Raw genomic sequence first — 23,119 nt, forward strand, 5'->3', positions numbered from 1 at the left:
CGCGCAGCCCAAACAGCATCAATGCAGGATCTGGCTCAGGAACAACCGGGTCCGGTCACTGCGCGGCCGGTCGAAGAAGTCATCCGGCGCCGCCTGCTCCACAATCTCCCCCTTGTCCATGAAGATCACCCGGTTCGCCACGGTGCGGGCAAAACCCATCTCGTGGGTCACGCAGAGCATGGTCATGCCGTCTTCGGCCAGGCCCACCATGGTATCGAGCACTTCCTTGACCATTTCAGGGTCCAGCGCCGAGGTCGGCTCGTCGAACAGCATGATCTTCGGCTTCATGCACAGCGCACGGGCAATCGCCACACGCTGCTGCTGGCCACCCGACAACTGCCCCGGGTACTTGTGCGCCTGCTCGGGAATACGCACGCGCTCCAAATAATGCATGGCAATTTCCTCGGCCTTGCGCCGCGGCATCTTGCGCACCCACATCGGCGCCAAGGTGCAGTTTTCCAGAATGCTCAGGTGCGGGAACAGGTTGAAGTGCTGGAACACCATGCCCACTTCACGGCGGATGGCCTCGATCTGCTTGAGGTCGTTGGTCAGCTCGACGCCATCGACCACGATGCGCCCCTGCTGGTGCTCTTCCAGGCGGTTGAGGCAACGGATGGTGGTGGACTTGCCCGAGCCGGATGGCCCGCACAGCACAATGCGCTCGCCCTGGCGCACGTTCAGGTTGATGTCCTTGAGCACATGGAACTGGCCGTACCACTTGTTCACACCCTGCATCTGGATGATGCCTTCGGGGCCGGCAGGCTGCTTGATCGCTTCACTCATTTCGAAACTCCTAACGCTTGTGGCCAGTGTCCAGCTTGCGCTCCAGGTGCATGGAGTAGCGGGACATACCGAAACAGAAAATCCAGAACACCAGGGCGGCGAACACATAGCCCTCGGTAGCCATGCCCAGCCAGGCCGGGTCGGCGGCGGCTTGCTTGACGCTGTTCAGCAGGTCGAACAGGCCGATGATGATCACCAGGCTGGTGTCCTTGAACAGGGCAATGAAGGTGTTGACGATGCCGGGAATCACCAGCTTGAGCGCTTGCGGCAGAATCACCAGGCCCATCGAACGCCAATAGCCCAGGCCCATGGCGGCGGCAGCTTCGTACTGGCCCTTGGGGATGGCCTGCAAACCACCGCGCACCACCTCGGCGATATACGCCGACTGGAACAGGATCACGCCGATCATCGCCCGCAGCAGCTTGTCGAAGCTCATGCCTTCGGGCAGGAACAACGGCAGCATCACCGACGACATGAACAGCACGGTGATCAATGGCACGCCGCGCCAGAACTCGATGAAGGTCACGCACACCACCTTCACGGCCGGCATCCTCGAACGCCGGCCCAGGGCCAGCAGGATGCCCAGTGGCAAGGCGCCGACGATACCCACGGTGGCAATCACCAGGGTCAGCATCAGCCCGCCCCACTGGCTGGTCGGTACGCTCTCCAGGCCCAGGTACCCACCGTGCAGCAGGGTGTAGGCCAGTACCGGGTACAGCACCAGGAAGCCCAGGCCGTAGAAGGCCTTGCGCGGGAAGCGCTTGATGAACAGCGGCGCAGCGCCGATGACGGCAAGCCACACCGTCAGGTCCACCCGCCAGCGCAGCTCGGCCGGGTAGTAGCCGTACATGAACTGGCCAAAGCGCTGCTGCACGAACACCCAGCAGGCGCCCTCCTTGGTGCAGTCGGCGCGTGTGGTGCCGACCCAGTTGGCGTCGATCAACGCCCACTGAACAAGCGGCGGTACGATCAGCCATACCAGGTAGATGGCGAACAGGGTCAACAGCGTGTTGAGCCAGCTGGAGAACAGATTGGCACGCATCCATGCGAGCACGCCGACGGTTTTCACCGGTGGCGGCATATCGGGTTTGAAAACATGGGCATTCACAGGCGTATCCTCACCGCTCGATCAGCGCAATGCGCTTGTTGTACCAGTTCATCAGCAGCGAAATGCTGATGCTGATGGCGAGATAGACACTCATGGTGATGGCGATCACCTCGATAGCCTGGCCGGTCTGATTGAGCACGGTGCCGGCGAACAGCGAGACCATCTCCGGGTAGCCGATACCGGCCGCCAGCGACGAGTTCTTCGCCAGGTTCAGGTACTGGCTGGTCAGCGGCGGAATGATCACCCGCAGTGCCTGGGGAATGATCACCTTGCGCAGGGTCGGGCCCTCGCGCAGGCCCAGCGAGCGCGCGGCCTCGGTCTGGCCATGGCTGACCGAACGGATGCCAGAACGCACGATTTCAGCGATGAAAGCTGCCGTGTAGATAGTCAGCGCCAAGGTCAGCGCCAGCAGTTCGGGGATCAGCACCCAGCCACCGACGAAGTTGAAGCCCTTGAGCTGCGGCACCTCCCAGCTTACCGGGCTGCCGAACAACAGCACGCTCAGGCCCGGGATGACGAGCAGTAGCGCCAGCCCCCCCCAGAACTTGTGGAACGGCACGCCGGTCTCATCGAAGCGCTTGTTGGCCAGGCGCACCATCACGACAGTGGCGGCAATCGCCACCCCCAAGGCAACGACGAACGGCCAGAAGCCATCGGCCATGGACGCGCCCGGCATGTTCAGGCCACGGTTGCTGATGAAGAACATATCGTCGATGTTGATGCTGCCGCGCGGTCCCGGCAGGGTCAGGAACACGGCGAAGTACCAGAACAGGATCTGCAGCAGCGGCGGAATGTTGCGGAAGGTTTCCACATACACGGTCGCCAGTTTGTTGATCATCCAGTTCGGTGACAGGCGAGCCACCCCAATGATGAAGCCCAGAACCGTCGCCAGGATGACGCCGATGAAGGTGACCAGCAGGGTATTGAGCAGGCCGATGACGAACACCCGCGCATAACTGTCGGATTCCACATAGGGGATCAGGTGCTGGGCGATGCCGAAGCCGGCACTGCGGTCGAGGAAGTCGAAGCCCGAGGTGATACCCCGGTGTTGCAGGTTGGTTTGCGTGTTGTGGAACAGGTACCAGCCCAGGCCGACCACGAAGACGATCGTGAGGATCTGGAACAGCCACGCGCGCACACGCGGATCGTTAAGGGACAAGCCCTTGGGTGCGCCGATTTGATTTTGCATGAAGTGCCCCGGACAGTAGGGATTCGAACAGCCTGCAGCGGCGGGATGCCGCCGCAGGGTGCAACCATCAGCGCACGGGTGGCGCGTACTGGATGCCGCCGTTGTTCCACAGGGCGTTCATGCCACGGTCGATCTTCAGGTCGGTGCTCTGGCCCAGGTTCTTCTCGAACACTTCACCGTAGTTGCCGACTTGCTTGACGATCTGTACTACCCAGTCTTTGGGCAGCTTGAGGTCCTTGCCGTACTCACCATCCGCACCCAACAGGCGGGCGACGTCAGGGTTTTTGGTGCCCTTGGCTTCGGCCTCGACATTTTTCGAGGTGATGCCTGCCTCTTCGGCGTTGAGCATGGCGAACAGGGTCCACTTGACGATGCTGAACCACTCCTCGTCGCCTTTGCGCACCACCGGGCCCAGTGGCTCCTTGGAGATGGTTTCCGGCAGTACCACGTAGTCGGTCGGCGCGGCCAGCTTGGAACGCTGGGCAAACAGCTGCGACTTGTCCGAGGTCAGCACGTCGCAACGGCCCGACTCCAGCGACTTGGCGCTTTCGTCCGAGGTGTCGAAGGTGATCGGGGTGTACTTCAGGTTATTGGCGCGGAAGAAGTCCGACACGTTCAACTCGGTGGTGGTACCGGCCTGGATACAGATGGTTGCGCCATCGAGCTCTTTGGCGCTGGATACACCCAGCTTCTTGTTGACCAGGAAGCCAACCCCGTCGTAGTAGGTGACACCGGCAAACACCAGGCCCATGCCGGCATCGCGCGAGCTGGTCCAGGTGGTGTTGCGCGACAGCACGTCGACCTCGCCCGACTGCAGGGCGGTGAAGCGTTCCTTGGCGTTGAGCTGGCTGAACTTGACCTTGGTCGCGTCGCCGAACACGGCAGCGGCCACGGCGCGGCAGACATCGGCGTCGATACCGACGATCTTGCCTTGCGCATCAGGTACCGAGAAGCCCGGAAGACCGTCGCTCACGCCACACTGGACGAAGCCCTTCTTCTTGACCGCATCGAGGGTGGCGCCGGCCTGGGCATTGCTCACGGCGCCCAGTGCGGCGGCAGCGGTCAGGACTGCCAGGGTGGTTTTCAACATCTTCATTCACAACCTCCAAATCGCTCTTGTTGTATCGAGCCGGAATTGCACCGCACCCTTTTGAGGCGTATCCGACCCATATTGGCTTGTTATTGGGTCACTTGGCGCAATGGACTGTTCTGTGACAGCCTTCGCGTGCAAAGGGTGTTACCGTTTCGGCCTGCCCTTTGCATCGCAGATTGAATTGCAAAGCGCGTACCAGATTCTCTGGCTGTAGCGTTTAAGCGCTCGTCAAGTGGGGAAAGTTGTATCGTTGCGACATTCTTTTTCCGACAATCATTTCCAGCGCCTTCTTTTCACGCACGCCATAACAAGACCCGCACACTTTCGGAGCAGTCATGACCAACCCGCTGATTCTCGAACCACAGAAAACCGCTGATGCCTGTGTGATCTGGTTGCACGGTTTGGGGGCCGACCGTTACGACTTCCTACCGGTAGCCGAATTCATGCAGGAGCGCCTGCTCAGCACCCGGTTCATCATGCCCCAGGCCCCGACCCGGCCAGTCACCATAAATGGCGGTTATGCCATGCCCAGCTGGTATGACATCAAGGCCATGACCCCGGCCCGCGCCATTGACGAAGCGCAGCTGGAAGCGTCAGCCGAGCAAGTGGTTGCCCTGATCAAGGCCGAGCAGGCCAAAGGCATCAACCTGTCCCGTATCTTCCTGGCCGGTTTTTCCCAAGGTGGCGCGGTGGTGCTGCACACTGCCTATATAAAGTGGCAAGAAGCACTGGGTGGGGTGATTGCCCTGTCCACCTATGCCCCCACCTTCAACGACCAGCACCAGTTGAGTGCCTGCCAACAGCGCACCCCGGCCCTGTGCCTGCATGGCGTGCATGACCCGGTGGTGATCCCGTCCATGGGCCGCACCGCTTTCGAGTACCTGAACACCTGGGGCGTCGCCGCCCGCTGGCACGAATACCCGATGGAACACGAAGTGGTGGTCGAAGAACTGAACGACATCTACGAATGGTTGAGCAAACAGCTGCAATAGGCTGGCTCTCTTGTAGTTGTGGGAGTATTCCACTACGCCGCGCCCGGATCTTGCATTACACTGCCAGGCGTACATTCCTTAATCAGTTGATGAGACGATCGTGCTCAAAGCACTCAAGAAAATATTCGGCAAGGGAGACGCCGCGCCACACGCCGTTGCTCCTGCTGCCAGCGTGGCACCGCCTGCGCCCGCACCCGCCAGCGAGGCCCGGCCCGCAGCAAAACCGGCCGTAGCGCATGCCAACCCCGCCCCAAAGGCTGAACAACCCGCTGCTGCTACGCCACCTGCCGACAAAGCGGCCAAGGACAAACCGCGTCGCGAGCGCAAGCCCAAGCCACAGGCCAGCCTGTGGAAACCGGAAGACTTCGTGGTCGAGCCGCAGGAAGGCAAGACCCGCTTCCACGACTTCAAGCTGTCCAACGAGCTGATGCACGCCATCCACGACCTGGGCTTCCCGTACTGCACGCCGATCCAGGCGCAGGTGCTGGGGTATACCCTGCGTGGTCAGGACGCCATTGGCCGGGCCCAGACAGGTACCGGCAAGACTGCGGCGTTCCTGATCTCGATCATTTCCCAACTGCAGCAGACGCCACCGCCCAAGGAACGCTACATGGGCGAGCCACGCGCGCTGATCATCGCCCCTACCCGCGAGCTGGTGGTGCAGATCGCCAAGGACGCCGTGGCGCTGACCAAGTACACCGGCCTGAACGTCATGAGCTTTGTTGGCGGCATGGACTTCGACAAGCAGCTCAAAGCCCTTGAAGCACGCCACTGCGACATCCTGGTGGCCACCCCGGGCCGCCTGCTGGACTTCAACCAGCGCGGCGAAGTGCACCTGGACATGGTCGAGGTGATGGTGCTGGACGAAGCCGACCGCATGCTCGACATGGGTTTCATCCCACAGGTGCGCCAGATCATTCGCCAGACACCACCGAAAAGCGAGCGCCAGACCCTGCTGTTCTCCGCCACCTTCACCGACGACGTGATGAACCTGGCGAAGCAGTGGACCACCAACCCGGCCATCGTCGAGATCGAGCCGGAAAACGTGGCCAGCGAAACGGTCGAGCAGCACGTGTATGCAGTGGCGGGTAGCGACAAATACAAGCTGCTGTACAACCTGGTGACCCAGAACAACTGGGAACGGGTGATGGTGTTTGCCAACCGCAAGGACGAAGTGCGGCGCATCGAGGAAAAACTGGTGCGCGACGGCATCAATGCCGCCCAGCTGTCGGGCGATGTGCCCCAGCACAAGCGCATCCGCACCCTGGAAAACTTCCGCGAAGGGCGCATCACGGTGCTGGTGGCCACCGACGTGGCCGGGCGTGGCATCCATATCGATGGTATCAGCCACGTGATCAACTTCACCCTGCCAGAAGACCCGGACGACTACGTGCACCGCATTGGCCGTACCGGCCGCGCGGGGGCCAGTGGCGTGTCGATCAGTTTTGCCGGGGAGGATGACTCGTACCAGTTGCCGGCGATCGAAGAGCTGCTGGGGCGCAAGATCAAGTGCGAAATGCCGCCCGATGAACTGCTAAAGCCGGTGCCGCGCAAACACCACTGACCTGTGCCGGCCTCTTCGCGGGACAAGCCCGCTCCCACAGATTTTCCGCTGCCCTTGGGTTCAGCAAAGAACCTGTGGGAGCGGGCTTGCACGGCGAACCGGGGCAAAGCCCCGGCCATCAGACAGCAATCTACCAGCGCCCCGCCGCATCCTGGTCACTCTGCTTGCCTTCAACCCACCGCGGCCCTTCCTGCGTATTTTCCTTCTGGGCGCAAGATCAAGTGCGAAATGCCGCCCGATGAACTGCTAAAGCCAGTGCCGCGCAAACACCACTGACCTGTGCCGGCCTCTTCGCGGGACAAGCCCGCTCCCACAGATTTTCCGCTGCCCTTGGGTTCAGCAAAGAACCTGTGGGAGCGGGCTTGCCCCGCGAACCGGGGCAAAGCCCCGGCCATCAGACAGCAATCTACCAGCGCCCCGCCGCATCCTGGTCACTCTGCTTGCCTTCAACCCACCGCGGCCCTTCCTGGGTATTTTCCTTCTTCCAGAACGGCGCCCGGGTCTTCAGGTAGTCCATGATGAAGTTGCAGGCCTCGAACGCCGCCTGCCGATGGGCACTGGCCACGCCAACAAACACGATCGGCTCGCCCGGTTCCAGCGCACCGATGCGGTGCAAAACCTCCACCTTGAGCAACGGCCAGCGCTGCTCGGCCTCGACCACGATCTTGGCCAGCGCCTTTTCGGTCATGCCCGGGTAGTGCTCAAGGAACATCCCCGCCACTTCGCGGCCATCGTTGAAATCCCGCACATAGCCAACAAAACCGACCACCGCGCCCACGCCAACATTGGCCGCATGCATGGCATTCACCTCGGCCCCTGGGTCGAACGCGCCGTGTTGCACTCGCACTGCCATGTTCAGCCTCCGGTCACCGGCGGGAAGAACGCCACTTCATCACCCTCTTGCAGTGGCTCATCGAGCTTGCACAGCTCTTCGTTGCGCGCGCACATCAGGTTCTGCTCAGCCAGCACCGCATAGTGCCCACCCTTGCCCACCAGGGCCTGGCGCACATCGTCCAGCACCTTGAACGCGCCCTCTACACGCTCGCCATCCACACCCAGCAGTTCGCGGTAGCGGGCGAAGTACATCACCTTGACCTTCATCATGCCTGCACCTTGTAGTGGCCACTTTTGCCGCCGAGCTTTTCCAGCAGGCGTACCTGTTCGATGACCATGCCCTTGTCCACAGCCTTGCACATGTCATAGATCGTCAGCGCGGCAACGCTGGCAGCGGTCAGCGCCTCCATCTCCACGCCGGTCTGCCCGGCCAGCTTGCAACGGGCGACAATCCGCACGGCGTCCTGGCCCTCGGCACTGAGCTCGACCTTGACGCTGGTCAGCATCAGCGGGTGGCAAAGCGGGATCAGGTCGCTGGTCTTCTTCGCCGCCTGGATCCCGGCAATGCGCGCCACGGCGAACACGTCGCCCTTGGGATGCTCCCCGTCGACGATCATCTGCAAGGTCTGCGGCAACATGCGCACCCGCGCCTCGGCAGTGGCCTCGCGCTCGGTCACGGCCTTTTCAGTGACGTCGACCATGTTGGCCCGCCCCTGGGAATCAAGATGTGTCAGCACTGCTCTGCTCCTGTGAAGGGAACTGGCAGTGTAAACCTGTGGGTCAGGTTTGAGCAGAGGTATGAGGCATGCACATCACCTGTAGGAGCAGCCTTGTGCTGCGAAAGGGCCAGCATGACTGGAAAATAGCCCTGCCTGTAATGGCCTCTTCGCAGGACAAGGCTGCTCCTGCAAGGGAAGGCCGGGCGGCTAACCGCCCGGCGGTGACGGTTACAGATGCGACTCGGCGTACTCGGCCAGCACCGAGCGGGGCACGCCCTGCAGGGTGATGTGCACGCCGTGGGGGAAGTCCTTGAAGCGCTCGGTCAGGTAGGTCAGGCCCGAGCTGGTCGCGGACAGGTAGGGGGTGTCGATCTGCGCCAGGTTACCCAGGCAGACCACCTTGGACCCGGAGCCGGCACGGGTGATGATGGTTTTCATCTGGTGCGGCGTCAGGTTCTGGCACTCGTCGATCAGGATCAGGCTCTGCTGGAAGCTACGGCCTCGGATGTAGTTCAGCGACTTGAACTGCAGTGGCACGCGCTCGAGGATGTACTCCACGCTGCCATGGGTGCTTTCGTCATCCATGTGCAAAGCTTCGAGGTTATCGGTGATGGCGCCCAGCCACGGCTCCATCTTCTCGGCCTCGGTACCCGGCAGGAAGCCGATCTCCTGGTCCAGCCCCTGCACGCTGCGGGTAGCGATGATGCGCCGGTAGCGCTTGCTGACCATGGTCTGCTCGATGGCTGCGGCCAGGGCCAGAATGGTTTTGCCGGACCCGGCTGCGCCGGTCAGGTTGACCAGGTGGATATCCGGGTCGAGCAGGGCAAACAGTGCCAGGCTCTGGTGGATGTCACGAGGCTTCAGCCCCCAGGCTTCCTGGTGCAGCAGTGGCTCCTGGTGCAGGTCGAGCAACAGCAGCTCATCGTTGCGGATGCCCTTGATCCAGCCGACAAAGCCCTGCTCATCGATAATGAACTCGTTGATGTGCACCGCAGGCAGGTTGTCGATCATCTGCACCCGATGCCAGGTGCGGCCGCGCTCCTGGCGGGTATCGACCTTGCTGACGCGGTCCCAGAACGAACCGGTGACCGAATGGTAGCCCTTGGACAACAAGGACACGTCGTCGACCAGCTGGTCGGTGCTGTAATCCTCGGCCGCAATGCCACAGGCGCGCGCCTTGAGGCGCATGTTGATGTCTTTGGTGACCAGCACCACGTCCAGGTCGGTGCGCCGCGCCCGTACTTCGAGCAGCTGGTTGATGATGATGTTGTCGTTGAGGGTTTCCGGCAGCAGCTTGTTCGGCTCGTTGCGCGGGGTCATCAGGATGGACAGAAACCCCTTGGGCCCGCTCTTGTTGCGCTGGATCGGTACGCCCTGCTCGACATCGTTGGGCGAGGCGTCGCCGAGGGTCTGGTCGATCAGGCGGATGGCCTGGCGGCATTCGGCGGCGATGGTCTGTTTGCCGGTCTTGAGCTTGTCGAGTTCCTCCAGCACCGTCATCGGAATGGCGACGTGGTGCTCCTCGAAGTTGAGTAATGCGTTGGGGTCGTGAATCAGGACGTTGGTATCGAGCACATACAGGATTGGCTTGCTGGAGGAAGGGTTGCGTCCTTGGTCATCCATACTCGGTCACCTTATGTCGAAGCCATACGGCACGGTCTGTTGCGCCGCAAAGTGACTACCGTTCTCCCCGTATCCGCGTTGTTACGGGCGGGAAGCGAACCTGGCTAGGTGGGCCTGGATGACGCCACCTGTGCTGCAGGAATCGGCTGTCTGGTTTCTTCATACCGCAAAAACCATGACCGTAAAAAGCATTTTTACGTGTTTTTGAACTTTATTTTTCCGATTGACGAAGAGGCCTTGGCGACAGCGCCAGAGGGGGCTACGCTCAGAAGTCATACCCCTGTTCGCGATAAGCATATTCCCGGCAATCCGCCCAGCCGATGCCGCTCTGGGCAGTATTTCGCAGCAACCACTCTACCGCTGGCTGAGCCTTGGGCAGGCTGTCATGGAGCTGGATCACGCCCTTGCGCCACAACAGCATCAGGGTCAGCACCCGCTGCGCAGAGGCCTCTGCGCTCAGCGCGCCATCGTCCAGGGCATCGATATCCCACAACGACACGCGCAGTTGCTGGCGGGCCATGAACGCCTCGCCATCGGCCCGGCGCTGCCCATACGGTGGCCGGAACAACGGCACGTACTGTGCCGGCAGGTCAGCCTGCACCCGTGCCTGGCTACGCCGCAGCGAGTCCTGCCAGCCCGTCCATTGGGCATGGGAACGGTATTCCCAGCCTTGGATGCCTACACACTGCCCGCGGTAGAGCTGGCGCAAGGCATTTGCCGCCCCGGCGTCACGACGTTGCTGCAAGCGGTTGCCCAGCACGAAGAATGTAGCTTGAAGCTTTTGCCGGCGCAGGTAGTCGGCAAGCAGATCGGTGTTACCACCCTCTGGCCCTGGTCCGCCGACAAAGGTCAGCAAGAACATACGGTCGTTCAGTTCATCGCCAGTGCGCTCCCGCGCAGACAGCCGCTCCACCTCGCTGCTGGTCTGCGGCAGCAAGGCGGCCTTGCGCAGCTGCTCGTCCAGGTAACGCACGTGGAACTGGTGGCTCGGCTCAATCCAGTTTGTATAGAACGTGCCGACATCGGCCGCGAACGTTGCTGCCTGCGTACGTAAATCTGCCATTGAAGTTACCGGGTAGCAGAATGAGGCATCCTGCTCGCAGCTGCGCTGCGCCTGCTCATACCCCTGCCACAGGCGCTGCCACAGGCGCGCGCGCACAAGACGCACCTTTTGCAGGTTGATCTGCCGCAAGCCTAGCCGCGCCGCCAGCGCCGCGTCGTCCAGCAACTCGCTTTCATGCAGTACCTGCGCAAACGAGAGGATCTCGGCCCGCGAAGCCACATCGAACAGCGCCGGGCTGTTCAGTTGCTCGGGCCACAGGCTGCGATCCAGGCTTACCTGGGGTGAAGGGGCGGCTTGCACGGCAAGGCTCAGCAGCGCGGCCAGCAAGGCAAAGGCAATGCGCACGGTGGAGGGCTCCGCATCGACAAAACGCGAACTATAGCGCCTGCGCCGGCCATGGTCTGTGACTATCGTCGCCATAGTTTGGACTTGCACCGCCCAGCCCGTAGAATCTTGGGTCAACGATGCCAGGAGCCGACCCGATGCTGACGGTGATTTCACCCGCCAAGACCCTCGACTACGACACCAAGCCTGTGACCGAACGTTTCACCCTGCCCCAGTACCTGGACGACTCACAGGTACTGATCCAGCAGCTGCGCGAGCTGTCGCCTGCGCAGATCAGCGAACTGATGCACCTGTCCGACAAGCTCGCGGGCCTGAACGCCGCCCGCTTCGGCAGCTGGACCCCGGACTTCACCCCGGCCAATGCCAAGCAGGCACTGCTGGCGTTCAAGGGTGATGTGTACACCGGCCTCGACGCAGAGAGCCTGGGCGAGGACGACTTCAGCTACGCGCAAGACCACCTGCGCATGCTTTCGGGTCTGTACGGCCTGCTGCGTCCGCTGGACCTGATGCAACCCTATCGCCTGGAAATGGGCACCAAGCTGGCCAACGCCCGCGGCAAGGACTTGTATGCCTTCTGGGGCACACGCATCAGTGAATGGCTGAACCAGGCCCTGGCCGAACAAGGCGATGACGTGCTGCTGAACCTGGCCAGCAACGAGTACTTCAGTGCAGTGAAACGCAGCGCACTGAAGGCCCGAGTGATCAATGTCGACTTCAAGGACTTGAAGAGCGGTCAGTACAAGATCATCAGCTTTTACGCCAAGAAAGCCCGCGGCATGATGAGCCGCTTCGTTATCCAGCAGCGCATCAGCGACCCGGAACAGCTCAAGCAGTTCGATGTGCAGGGGTACTACTACAGTGCCGAGCAGTCAAAGGCTGATCATCTGGTGTTTTTGCGGGATCATCCCTCGGATTGATCCTGTGACGCCCTCTTCGCAGCTAAAGCCGCTGCCACAGGGATTGCGCGGGCCGGGAGCTCAGCGCGCCCCAGGTGGCAGCAGGCCTTGGCCGCGAAGAGCCTGCTGCCATTAAACCTCCCCTCCGCCCCGATTTGGGGCTCGATGCAAATCGCCATCACGTCACGATTTCGGCGCCAGAAAAACATCACCCCTACCTTTATCGCAAAACGCCATAAGACCGTTCATACCTTTTTTGACGAATTCTGAAAATTTTTTTCGGATGCTGGCATAAAAATATCCCGTTACAGTTTCACCCTTTATACACGGGGGTGAACTACCCGCGTGCTATCAAATTGAAACTGCCGACAACTGAATAAATATTTAGAAATCTTTCATCCGGTCGAAACCCACTCAGGAACTTCTTATGCGGCAGATCGCTCATAGTGCCGTAACGATTTTCCTGCCTACGGGCTGTGAGAGATGACTTACAGGTGACAGAGGCAGATATCTACTCACTGCCTTGGTAACTTCAACAGGTTGCACGGGGTCCCCCGAAAACCTTGCCCATGCAGGAGAGAAGCGTCCCTTACAAATCGTCCTAGTGGTTGATTTCAAAGGATTTATCCACTTGAAAAAACAAGCACAGCAGTGTGCCAAGTAGCGCATTGCAATAAAGACGGCTGCATGCCAGGGCACGTTTTTTATTAATGGCTTTTGACTGCCAACTTTAAGTGCATAAGTTTGTGCGCTCCGGATTTATTTTGCCTGCGCTCGGCCAAGTGTGCATTCGCCATGAATCCGTGCGCCTGAAAAACTGTTGTTAATCAACCCAGCCCGACTCTCTGCGGAGGTGTCGGCGTGATAAACACATGAGGTGATAGCGATGCGTATCAGCATCTTTGGTTTGGGTTATGTGGGTGCAGTCTGTGCAGGCTGCCTGACGGCGCGTGGCCATGAAGTGATCGGTGTGGACGTGTCCAGCACCAAGATTGACCTGATCAACCAGGGCAAGTCGCCCATCGTCGAACCTGGCCTGGAAGCACTGCTGCAACAGGGCATCGCCAATGGCCGTCTGCGCGGCACTACCGACTTCGCCGAAGCCATCCGCGCCAGCGACGTTTCGATGATCTGCGTGGGTACGCCCAGCAAGAAGAACGGCGACCTGGGCCTGGAGTACATTGAGTCGGTATGCCGTGAGATCGGCTACGTACTGCGTGACACCACCCGCCGTCACACCATCGTGGTGCGCAGCACCGTGCTGCCGGGTACCGTCAAGAACGTGGTCATCCCGATCCTCGAAGACTGCTCGGGCAAACAAGCCGGCGTCGACTTCGGCGTCGCGGTAAACCCGGAATTCCTGCGTGAAAGCACCGCGATCAAGGACTACGACCAGCCCCCGATGACCGTCATCGGCGAACTGGACAGCGCCAGTGGCGACATCCTGCAAGCCCTGTACGAAGAACTCGACGCCCCGGTCATCCGCAAGCCGATCGAAGTGGCCGAGATGATCAAGTACACCTGCAACGTGTGGCACGCCACCAAAGTCACCTTCGCCAACGAAATCGGCAACATCGCCAAAGCGGTAGGCGTTGATGGGCGTGAAGTGATGGACGTGGTCTGCCAGGACACGGTACTGAACCTGTCCCAGTACTACATGCGCCCAGGCTTTGCCTTCGGCGGCTCATGCCTGCCCAAGGACGTGCGCGCCCTCACCTACCGTGCCGCCAGCCTGGACGTGCGCGCCCCGCTGCTCGACTCGCTGATGCGCAGCAACGAATCGCAGGTGCAAAACGCCTTCGAACTGATCGAAGCCCACGACAAGCGCAAGGTCGCCCTGCTTGGCCTGAGCTTCAAGGCCGGTACCGATGACCTGCGCGAAAGCCCGCTGGTAGAACTGGCCGAGCGCCTGATCGGCAAGGGCTACCAGTTGGACATCTTTGACGAGAACGTTCAGTACGCCCGCATGCATGGCGCCAACAAGGACTACATCGAGTCGAAGATCCCGCACGTGTCGTCGCTGCTCAATGCCGATCTCCAGCAGGTGATCGACAACGCCGACATCATCGTCCTGGGCAACCGTGACGAGCAGTTCCGCACGCTGGCCCAGCAAGCGCCAGCCGGCAAGCAGGTGATCGACCTGGTCGGCTTCATGAGCAAACCGAGCAGCACCACCAGCCGTACCGAAGGCATCTGCTGGTAAGCCCTCGGCCGGGCGACGCGGCCGAGCCTGCGTCGCCCACCCTTTCCCGAATTCTCGACGGATGCTGAACATGCAAAGGCTCCAGACCGTGCTGTTGCAGTGCGCCGGGTGGCTGCTCTACATGAGCCTGCTCATGCTGATCGCCCTGGCCCTGCCAGCCGATATCTTCGACTCGCAATCGAAGCACTTCATATTCCTGGTCGGCGCAGTCGGCATCTGGCGCTATTCCATGGGCGCCACCCATTTCATCCGCGGCATGATCTTTCTTTACGGCGTGTACCCGTACCTGCGCCGCAAGGTGCAGAAAATGGGCGATGCCACCGACCCATCGCATGTCTACCTGATGGTGACCAGCTTCCGTATCGAGGCACTGACCACGGCCCAGGTTTACAGCTCGGTGATTCGCGAGGCGATCAACTGTGGCTTCCCTACCACCGTGGTCTGCTCGCTGGTGGAGATGTCCGATGAACTGCTGGTGAAAAGCCTGTGGGCCAAGTACAACCCGCCGGCCCATGTGAAACTGGACATCGTGCGCATTGCCGGTACCGGCAAACGCGATGGCCTGGCCTACGGCTTCCGCGCCATCTCGCGCATGCTGCCGGACGAAAACGCCGTGGTGGCCGTGATCGACGGCGACACCGTGCTGGCCGATGGTGTGGTACGCAAGACCGTGCCGTGGTTCAAGCTGTTCCCCAACGTCGGCGGCCTGACCACCAACGAGTTCTGCGAAGTGCGCGGCGGCTACATCATGAGCGAGTGGCACAAGCTGCGCTTCGCCCAGCGCCACATCAACATGTGCTCCATGGCCCTGTCCAAGCGCGTGCTGACCATGACCGGGCGCATGTCGATGTTCCGCGCAAGCGTGGTGACCAACCCTGAGTTCATCGCCGACGTTGAAAGCGACTCGCTGATGCACTGGCGCCTGGGCCGCTTCAAGTTCCTTACCGGTGACGACAAATCCAGCTGGTTCAGCCTGATGCGCCTGGGCTACGACACCTTCTACGTGCCGGACGCTGCCATCAACACGGTCGAGCACCCACCAGAAAAGAGCTTCTTCAAGGCCAGCCGCAAGCTGATGTACCGCTGGTACGGCAACAACCTGCGGCAGAACTCCCGTGCATTGGGCCTGGGCCTGCGCCGCCTCGGGCTGTTCACCAGCATCGTTCTGTTCGACCAGCGCGTGTCGATGTGGACCAGCCTGCTAGGGCTGACGGTGGCGGTGATCGCCAGCCTCAAGTTCGGCCTGGCCTTCCTGCTGGTGTACCTGCTGTGGATCGGCATCACCCGCCTGATCCTCACCATCATGCTGCTGTGCTCCGGCCACAACGTAGGCCCGGCCTACCCGCTGATTCTCTATTACAACCAGATCATCGGCGCGCTGATGAAGATCTACGTGTTCTTCCGCCTCGACAAGCAGTCGTGGACGCGTCAGCCCACTGCCCTCAAGCGTGACCTCGCCAGCTTTCAACAATGGTTCAACACCTGGTCCTCGCGGACCATGACCTTCTCGGCTGCCAGCATCTTCGTTGCTGTGCTGTTCATGGTCGTGTGAGCCCAACCCGGATCGGATCTAACAGGAACAAACCCCCATGAATACCGCCGTGAACGTCAATGTCGTGCATGAGTCCGAAGCCCAGCGCCAACACGCCCGGGTGCGCATTCCCGCCAAGCTGCGTTTCCTGGACGCCCAGCGCCAAACCCATGAAGTGAAGGTCGACGACCTTTCCGCCGGTGGCCTGAGCTTCCACACCAAGCAGCAACTGTCGGTGGGCGAAGTACTGCGCGGGCGCCTGCAGTTCGTGGTCGACAACCTGGGCCTGTCGATCGACATCGAGTTCCAGGTGCGCTCGTACAACCCGGACAATGGCCGGACCGGTGCGCAGTTCCAGAACCTTGAACCACGCGACATCGCCACCTTGCGGCACATCATCACCAGCCACCTGTCGGGCGAGCTGATCAGCATCGGCGATGTGCTGAGCACCTTGCAGCGCGACAATTTCACCAAGGCACGCAAGCAGAAAGACGGTGGGTCGGGCCTGAGCGCCTTCGGCCGACTCAAGGCAGTCACCGTCACCCTCGGCGTATTCGTGGTCGGCGTCGCGGCTTTCGGCTTTGTCGCCAAGTCGCTGTACGGCATGTACTTCGTCAGCCACGCCGAAGCCGGTGTGGTCGCGGTACCGACCACCACCGTCACCATGCCGCGCGACGGCACCGTGAGCAGCCTGGTCGACAGCGGTGGGCAGATTGCCAAGGGCGCACCACTGGCCAGCTTCACCACCAGCATGCTGGACATGCTCAAGGGCAACCTGGACGACGCGCAACTGGAGCCGGCGAAGATCGAGGAACTGTTCGGCAAGCAGCTGTCTGGCACCCTCACCAGCCCCTGCGATTGCGTGGTTGCCCGCCAACTGGTGGACGACGGGCAGTACGCAGCCAAGGGCCAGCCGATCTTCCAGCTGATTCCGCGCACCACCACGCCGATGGTCGAGGCCCGCTTCAGCTACCGCCAGTTCGACGAGGTCAAGCCAGGTACCCAGGTCAACTTCCAGGTCGCCGGCGAAGACGAAGTGCGCACTGGCCAGATCGTCAGCAGCACCAGCCTGAACAGCGAAGACTTGTCCTCCGACATCCGCGTGCAGATCAAGCCTGACAGTGGCATGCCCGCCGAACTCGCCGGCCGCCCGGCAGCGGTCAACAGCGACCGTGGCCCGTCGCTGAACTGGCTTGTAGACAAAGCCGTGGCCCGTGGCCTGTAAGAGGATCACCGCATGATGCCCTGCAAGAAGAGCGCAAGCATGGGCCTGTGTGCCCTGGCAGCCGCCATCACCCTGGCCGGCTGTGCAGGCCTGCCTGACCAGCGCCTGGCCAACGAAGCCATGAAACGCGGCGACACGGCACTGGCCGAGCGCAACTACAAGGCCCTGGCCGACCTGGGCTACAGCGATGCGCAAGTGGGCCTGGCGGACATCAAGGTGGCCACCCGCGACCCGTCGCAAATCAAGGAAGCCGAGGCCACTTACCGCGCCGCGGCCGCTACCTCGCCCCGTGCCCAGGCGCGTCTGGGCCGCCTGCTGGTGGCCAAGCCTGACAGCACCCAGGCCGAGCGCGAGGAAGCCGAAACCCTGCTCAGGCAGGCGGCGAAACAGGGCGAAAGCAATACCCTGATCCCGCTGGCAATGCTTTACCTCAGCTATCCGCAGAGCTTCCCAACGGTCAACGCGCAGCAGCAGATCGACCAGTGGCGCGCCGCCGGCAACCCGGAAGCGGGCCTGGCCCAGGTGCTGCTGTACCGTACCCAGGGCACCTACGACCAGCACCTGGGCGAGGTGGAGAAAATGTGCAAGGCCGCACTGAACACCACCGACATCTGCTACGTCGAACTGGCCACGGTGTACCAGAAGCGCGCTCAGGCCGATCAGCAAGCCGCCCTGGTCGCCCAGCTGAAAGCTGCCTACGCCCGTGGCGCAGTGCCGGCCACCCGGGTCGACAGCGTGGCCCGGGTCCTGGCCGATCGCAGCCTCGGCCAGACCGATGAGAAAACCGCCAAGGACCTGCTTGAGCAGGTGGCCCCAGCCAATCCGGCATCTTGGGTCAGCCTGGCGCAACTGCTGTACGACTTCCCCGAACTGGGCGACACCGACCAGTTGCTGGCCTACATCGACAAGGGCCGCAAGGCCGAACAACCACGCGCCGAACTGTTGCTGGGCCGCCTGTACTACGAAGGTAAAACCCTGCCAGCCGACGCCAAAAAAGCCGAGCAGCACCTGCAAGCGGCGGCCGATGCCGGTGAAATCAGCGCCCATTACTACCTGGGCCAGCTGTACCGCCGCGGCTACCTGGGCAATGTCGAGCCGCAGAAGGCCGTCGACAACCTGCTGGCCGCCGCCCGTGGCGGGCAGAACAGCGCCGACTATGCCCTGGCTCAGCTGTTCAGCGAAGGCCATGGCATTCGCCCGCAACCCGGCAACGCCTGGGTATTCGCCCAGCTGTCGCAGGCCAACCCGACGCCGCAATCGGCTGAACTGCTGCAGCAGCTCGATCAGCAACTGTCACCTGAACAGCGCAGCCAGGCCCAGCAACTGCTGGACCAGGAGAAGCGTGCACGCGGCAGCATGGCGCAGGGCGCACATAGCACCCTGGCCCTCGAAGCCCTGCAGGACGACGAAAAAGAAGTAGACGGTGAGGACTCGCTATGACGCTCAATCCCTTCGTGAAAGCCGGCATCGGCCTGAGCTTCGCCCTGCTGTGGTCCTGCCCGACCCTGGCGGAGATGACCGCCGAGAAAAACTTCGGCCTGGACGTGAAGATTACCGGGCAGTCGGAAGACGACCGTGACCTGGGCACCCGGCCTGGCGGCGACGTCAACGGCCTGGGCCTGGACCTGCGCCCATGGGTGTACGGCGAGCGGGGCAACTGGAGCGCCTACGCCATGGGCCAGGCGGTCGCAGCCACCGACACCATCGAAACCGACACCCTGCGCCAGAACGACGACGGCAGCACCACCGACACCGGCGAAGACAGCCGCCAGCCAGACAAAAGCTACCTGGCCATGCGTGAGTTCTGGGTGGGCTACAGCGGCCTCACCGCCTACCCGGGCGAGCAACTGCGCTTCGGTCGCCAGCGCCTGCGCAGCGACGATGGCATGTGGCGCGACACCAACATCGAAGCACTCAACTGGACCTTCGACACCACCCTGCTCAAGGCCGACCTGGGCGTGGCCCAGCGCTTCAGCGAGTACCGCACCGACCTCACCGAGCTGGCCCCGGAAGACAAGGACCGCACGCACATCTACGGCAACGTCGCCACGCAGTGGACCCCTGGCCACTGGGTGGGCGTACGCGCCCACCACACCCATGACAGCGGCAGCCTGAAAAACCCCGGCGAAACCGTCGATGCGCTGGACAAGACCCGCACCGGCGACCTGACCTGGCTGGGCCTTGAAGCCAACAGCGATGCCTACAATTGGCGCAACGACCACACCGTCAATTACTGGGGCAGCGTCACCTGGCTGACCGGTGACCGCGACAAGCTCAGCAGCCAGGCCGTAGGCGACGACCAGGTTGCCACCGGCACGCAGAGCGGCGACGTCAATGCCTGGGCCACCGACCTCGGCATCCGCTTGCGCCTGGACCCGCAATGGCAGGTCGGCGCGGCCTACGCCCGCGGCAGCGGCGGCGGCGGTGACGACGGCTCGAACAACTTCGAGCAGACCGGCCTTGAGAGCAACCGCTCCAACTTCACCGGCACCCGCTCGCGCGTGCACCGCTTCGGCGAAGCCTTCCGCGGCGAGCTGGGCAACCTGCAGGCCGCCACCCTCTTCGCCTCCTGGCAACTGCGCGACGATTACGACGCCAGCCTGATCTACCACAAGTTCTGGCGCGTCGACGGCAACCAGAACATCGGCTCCAGCGGCATCAACGCAGCCGTCAACGACAACGGCATCAGCCGCCAACTGGTCGACGGCGAAAAAGACCTTGGCCAGGAAATGGACGTGGTCGTGACCAAGTACTTCAAGCAAGGCCTGCTGCCGGCTTCGATGAGCCAGGCCATCGACGAGCCGTCCGCCCTGGTGCGCTTGCGTGCCGGTGTGTTCAAGCCGGGCGACGCCTACGGCAAGGAAGCGGACTCGTACATGCACCGCGCCTTCGTCGATGTGATCTGGCGCTTCTGAGGCCGCTAGGGGACTGACCGTTATGAACCTTCACCCGCACTTACGTCACAGCCTGTTGGCCAGCGCTTTGCTGCTGGCAAGCGGCCTGGCCGCTGCCGCAGAGCCCCAGGTAATCGCCAAGGGCTTGCAGCAGGCCAAGACCTACACCGTGGCCAGCGCACCGATCGAGCCGCTGCAGATGGACCCGCCAAAGCTGCCTGACCTGACCGGTTTCACCGCCGAAGCGGTGCAGAAGAAGATCGACCGCCGCCACAAAGGCAAGGTCAGCCTGCGCCGTATGTTCCAGGAGGACACCCTCAAGGAGTTCATCGGCGGCGACAACAAGGCAGCCGAGTGGGTGCAGCGCCAGCACGGCATCCCGCAGGCGATCTTCGTCGATGATGGCCATGTCGACCTGGTCGAGTTGAGCAAGCAGGTACCCAGGCAGTACCTCAGCGAGGTCGAGCCAGGGGTTTACCTGGTACGCCTGCCGATCGTGGTCGGGCAGAAGGGTATCCTCGAGATCGACGGCAAGGTCAAACAGCTGCGCCTGTCCCAGGAGGGCGGCTCGTTCCTGGTCAACGACGGCAAGCTGTTCGTCACCGACACCCAGGTGACCGGCTGGCGCGAAAAAGACAACGGCCCGGCCACCTTCCGCTCGCCCAAGGAATTCCGACCGTTCCTGCTGTCGTGGGGCGGTACCGAGACTTACATCGTCAACACGAAGATGGCCAGCTTCGGCTACGCCAAGTCCAAGTCGTATGGCGTGAGCATCTCGCAGTACACGCCCAATATGGCCAAGCGCATGGGCCGCCCGGAACCCACCGGCTGGATCATCGGCTCGGCGTTCAGCGACATGTGGTACGGCTTCTACTGCTACGAGACCCAGGACTTCGTGGTCAAGGACAGTACCTACCGCGACAACATCGTCTACGGCATCGACCCGCACGACCGATCGCACCGCCTGATCATTGCCGGCAACACGGTGCACGGCACCAAGAAAAAGCACGGCATCATCGTTTCGCGTGAGGTCAATGACAGCTGGATCATCAACAACAAGAGCTACGACAACAAGCTCTCGGGCGTAGTGATCGACCGTAACAGCGTCAACAACCTGGTGGCCTACAACGAGATCTACCGCAACCACACCGACGGCATCACCTTGTACGAAAGCGGCGACAACCTGATCTGGGGCAACAAGCTGATCAACAACCGCCGCCACGGGATCCGCGTGCGTAACAGCGTGAACATCCGCCTGTACGAAAACATCGCCATGGCCAACGGCCTGGTCGGCGTGTACGGCCACATCAAGGACCTGTCCGACACTGACCGCGACATCGCCCTCGACCCGTTCGACACCAAGGTGTCGCTGATCGTGGTGGGTGGCGAGCTGGCGGCCAACGGCTCCGGCCCGCTGTCGATCGACTCGCCGCTGTCGGTCGAGCTGTACAAGGTGTCCATGCTCGCCCCACGCAAGGCCAGCGGCATCAGCCTCAATGGTGTGCTGGGCGAGCGCCAGGACGAAATCCTCGACCTGCTGGTGCGCCAGCAAAAAGCTGTGCTGATCGACCCGGTCGAACGCCAGACCGAAATGATCGATTAAGGAAGCCCAGACCATGACCCCACACCTGATCAAACTGCTGGGCCTGTCCGCCGCCCTCCTGGCGATCAGCCAAGGCGTGCGCGCCGACGAAGTGAAGGCCCCCACCTTCAGCGCCGAACCTTGCTGCCAGCTGTGCCCCGAAGCGCACGACGCCAGCCGCTACACCACTCGCTACCAGCAGAACTTCACCACGCTGGTGCAGGCCAAGGGCGACTGGCTGTTCCGTACCCGCGAAGACCTGCGCACCGAGTTCAACACCACGCCGGCCGGCTACAAGCGCCTGCAGCAGGTGCACGACGCGTTCAAGAAGCGCGGCGTGGAGCTGGTGCTGGTGTACCAGCCGACCCGTGGCCTGGTGAACCGCAACATGCTCAACCCGGCCGAGAAAGCCGCCTTCGACTACCAGAAGGCCCTGGGCAACTACCAGGCGATGCTCAAGCGCTTCGCCAGCATGGGCTACAACGTGCCCGACCTGTCGCCGCTGACCAACGAGCAACTGGCCGCCGCCGACCAGGGCAAGGACTTCTACTTCCGCGGCGACCAGCACTGGACCCCATATGGCGCCGAGCGCGCAGCCAAAATCGTGGCCGACACCGTGCACAAGATGCCGGCCTTCGAAGGCATCCCGCGCAAGGAATTCGAGACCAAGAAGTCCGGGCGCATGGGCAAGACCGGCACCCTGCACAACGTTGCCGGCCAGCTCTGCGGCACCAGCTACGCCGTGCAGTACATGGACCAGTTCGCCACCGAACCGAAAGGCTCGAGCGGCGGCGATGACCTGTTCGGTGACGGCGGCAACGCGCAGATCGCCCTGGTCGGCACCAGCCACAGTGGCAAGAACTACAACTTCTCGGGCTTCCTCGAGCAGTACATCGGCGCCGACGTGCTCAATGTCGCCTTCCCTGGCGGTGGCCTGGAAGGCTCGATGATCCAGTACCTGGGCAGTGAGGAATTCCAGAAGAACCCGCCGAAGATCCTGGTCTGGGAATTCTCCCCGCTGTACCGCCTGGACCAGGAAACCATCTGGCGGCAAATCCTGGGCCTGCTCGATGACGGCTGCGACGACCGCCCGGCCCTGATGAGCGCCAGCACCACCCTCAAGCCCGGCAAGAACGAGCTGATGGTCAACGGCAAGGGCGGCGTGATCAAAGACCTGATCAACCGCAACCTGCAGATGGACGTCAAGTTCGAAGACCCGTCGGTGAAGGTGCTGCAGGCCACCCTCTGGTACCTCAACGGCCGCCACGAGGACATCAAGCTGGAGAAACCGGAAACCTCCGACACCGACGGCCGCTTTGTCTTCCAGATGCGCGAAGACGAAGACTGGGCCAGCCAAAGCCTGTTGGCGTTCGAAGTACAGGGGCCGGAAAGCGGCACCCAGAAGGTCGAGGCCAAGCTCTGCAAACGCAACAACTTCGCCGTGCCTGCGCAAACCGCGCAAGCCGGCCAGTGAG

19 protein-coding genes and 1 pseudogene are annotated in these 23,119 nt (G+C 62.1%); 10 read left to right on the forward strand and 10 right to left on the reverse strand.

Annotated features, from left to right (window positions below; genetic code table 11):
- Nucleotides 1-18: 18 nt before the first annotated feature.
- The 4 genes from OZ911_RS23875 to OZ911_RS23890 form a co-directional block, all read right to left on the reverse strand.
- Nucleotides 19-783: an amino acid ABC transporter ATP-binding protein gene (locus OZ911_RS23875; RefSeq protein ID WP_016498022.1), complete on the reverse strand. Its 765-nt coding sequence runs from the start codon at nucleotides 781-783 to the stop codon at nucleotides 19-21.
- Nucleotides 784-793: 10 nt separating this feature from the next.
- Complete coding sequence (locus OZ911_RS23880; RefSeq protein ID WP_016488997.1) at nucleotides 794-1,891, reverse strand: amino acid ABC transporter permease; 1,098 nt, start codon at nucleotides 1,889-1,891, stop codon at nucleotides 794-796.
- Nucleotides 1,892-1,901: 10 nt separating this feature from the next.
- On the reverse strand, nucleotides 1,902-3,080 hold the full coding sequence (locus tag OZ911_RS23885; protein ID WP_023048689.1) for an amino acid ABC transporter permease: 1,179 nt from the start codon (nucleotides 3,078-3,080) through the stop codon (nucleotides 1,902-1,904).
- A gap of 67 nt (nucleotides 3,081-3,147) precedes the next feature.
- On the reverse strand, nucleotides 3,148-4,176 hold the full coding sequence (locus OZ911_RS23890; RefSeq protein ID WP_016488999.1) for an amino acid ABC transporter substrate-binding protein: 1,029 nt from the start codon (nucleotides 4,174-4,176) through the stop codon (nucleotides 3,148-3,150).
- A gap of 332 nt (nucleotides 4,177-4,508) precedes the next feature.
- Between OZ911_RS23890 and OZ911_RS23895 the strand changes: the two genes are divergently transcribed.
- Together OZ911_RS23895 and rhlB are read left to right on the forward strand one after the other, a co-directional pair.
- On the forward strand, nucleotides 4,509-5,165 hold the full coding sequence (locus OZ911_RS23895; RefSeq protein WP_016489000.1) for an alpha/beta hydrolase: 657 nt from the start codon (nucleotides 4,509-4,511) through the stop codon (nucleotides 5,163-5,165).
- 100 nt (nucleotides 5,166-5,265) lie between these two features.
- The gene (gene rhlB, locus OZ911_RS23900) at nucleotides 5,266-6,729 is read left to right on the forward strand and encodes an ATP-dependent RNA helicase RhlB (protein WP_070086394.1); all 1,464 of its coding nucleotides are present in this window, start codon (nucleotides 5,266-5,268) and stop codon (nucleotides 6,727-6,729) included.
- A gap of 130 nt (nucleotides 6,730-6,859) precedes the next feature.
- Here rhlB and OZ911_RS23905 read toward each other — a convergent pair.
- The 6 genes and pseudogenes from OZ911_RS23905 to OZ911_RS23930 all read right to left on the reverse strand — a co-directional run.
- A pseudogene (locus tag OZ911_RS23905) lies at nucleotides 6,860-6,937 on the reverse strand (molybdenum cofactor biosynthesis protein MoaE); the annotation flags it as partial.
- Nucleotides 6,938-7,135: 198 nt separating this feature from the next.
- Nucleotides 7,136-7,582 carry a molybdopterin synthase catalytic subunit MoaE gene (moaE, locus tag OZ911_RS23910; RefSeq protein ID WP_016489002.1) on the reverse strand — a complete coding sequence of 149 codons (447 nt, stop codon included), beginning with the start codon at nucleotides 7,580-7,582 and terminating at the stop codon, nucleotides 7,136-7,138.
- A 2-nt stretch (nucleotides 7,583-7,584) separates the two neighbouring features.
- The gene (locus OZ911_RS23915; RefSeq protein ID WP_016489003.1) at nucleotides 7,585-7,830 is read right to left on the reverse strand and encodes a MoaD/ThiS family protein; all 246 of its coding nucleotides are present in this window, start codon (nucleotides 7,828-7,830) and stop codon (nucleotides 7,585-7,587) included.
- Complete coding sequence (moaC, locus tag OZ911_RS23920; RefSeq protein ID WP_016489004.1) at nucleotides 7,830-8,300, reverse strand: cyclic pyranopterin monophosphate synthase MoaC; 471 nt, start codon at nucleotides 8,298-8,300, stop codon at nucleotides 7,830-7,832. Before moaC ends, OZ911_RS23915 begins: the two co-directional genes overlap by 1 nt.
- 210 nt (nucleotides 8,301-8,510) lie before the next feature.
- On the reverse strand, nucleotides 8,511-9,905 hold the full coding sequence (locus OZ911_RS23925; protein WP_016489005.1) for a PhoH family protein: 1,395 nt from the start codon (nucleotides 9,903-9,905) through the stop codon (nucleotides 8,511-8,513).
- Between the two features lie 265 nt (nucleotides 9,906-10,170).
- A complete protein-coding gene (locus tag OZ911_RS23930; RefSeq protein WP_016489006.1) occupies nucleotides 10,171-11,313 on the reverse strand; it encodes a polysaccharide deacetylase family protein in 1,143 nt (380 codons plus the stop codon).
- 137 nt (nucleotides 11,314-11,450) lie between these two features.
- Here OZ911_RS23930 and yaaA point away from each other — a divergent pair, with 137 nt between their 5' ends.
- The 8 genes from yaaA (at nucleotide 11,451) to OZ911_RS23970 (ending at nucleotide 23,118) form a co-directional block, all read left to right on the forward strand.
- Entirely contained in the window at nucleotides 11,451-12,230 is a 780-nt protein-coding gene (gene yaaA / locus OZ911_RS23935; protein WP_023047935.1) for a peroxide stress protein YaaA, read from the forward strand.
- Between the two features lie 865 nt (nucleotides 12,231-13,095).
- The gene (locus OZ911_RS23940) at nucleotides 13,096-14,412 is read left to right on the forward strand and encodes a nucleotide sugar dehydrogenase (protein ID WP_023047936.1); all 1,317 of its coding nucleotides are present in this window, start codon (nucleotides 13,096-13,098) and stop codon (nucleotides 14,410-14,412) included.
- A 70-nt stretch (nucleotides 14,413-14,482) separates the two neighbouring features.
- Nucleotides 14,483-15,964, forward strand: a complete 1,482-nt coding sequence (locus OZ911_RS23945; RefSeq protein ID WP_033731751.1) for a glycosyltransferase family 2 protein — start codon at nucleotides 14,483-14,485, stop codon at nucleotides 15,962-15,964.
- A 37-nt stretch (nucleotides 15,965-16,001) separates the two neighbouring features.
- Nucleotides 16,002-17,168, forward strand: coding sequence for an alginate biosynthesis protein Alg44 (locus tag OZ911_RS23950; protein WP_023047937.1), 1,167 nt, complete (start codon nucleotides 16,002-16,004; stop codon nucleotides 17,166-17,168).
- Between the two features lie 12 nt (nucleotides 17,169-17,180).
- Nucleotides 17,181-18,608: an alginate biosynthesis TPR repeat lipoprotein AlgK gene (gene algK, locus OZ911_RS23955; protein ID WP_070086395.1), complete on the forward strand. Its 1,428-nt coding sequence runs from the start codon at nucleotides 17,181-17,183 to the stop codon at nucleotides 18,606-18,608.
- The gene (locus OZ911_RS23960) at nucleotides 18,605-20,083 is read left to right on the forward strand and encodes an alginate export family protein (RefSeq protein ID WP_060517452.1); all 1,479 of its coding nucleotides are present in this window, start codon (nucleotides 18,605-18,607) and stop codon (nucleotides 20,081-20,083) included. The genes algK and OZ911_RS23960 overlap by 4 nt, the downstream gene beginning before the upstream one ends.
- Nucleotides 20,084-20,105: 22 nt before the next feature.
- The gene (algG, locus tag OZ911_RS23965) at nucleotides 20,106-21,665 is read left to right on the forward strand and encodes a mannuronan 5-epimerase AlgG (protein ID WP_023048194.1); all 1,560 of its coding nucleotides are present in this window, start codon (nucleotides 20,106-20,108) and stop codon (nucleotides 21,663-21,665) included.
- Nucleotides 21,666-21,678: 13 nt separating this feature from the next.
- Entirely contained in the window at nucleotides 21,679-23,118 is a 1,440-nt protein-coding gene (locus tag OZ911_RS23970) for an alginate O-acetyltransferase (protein WP_023048193.1), read from the forward strand.
- Nucleotide 23,119: the final 1 nt, after the last annotated feature.

The organism is Pseudomonas fortuita (assembly GCF_026898135.2).
GTDB classification, from domain to species: Bacteria; Pseudomonadota; Gammaproteobacteria; order Pseudomonadales; family Pseudomonadaceae; genus Aquipseudomonas; species Aquipseudomonas fortuita.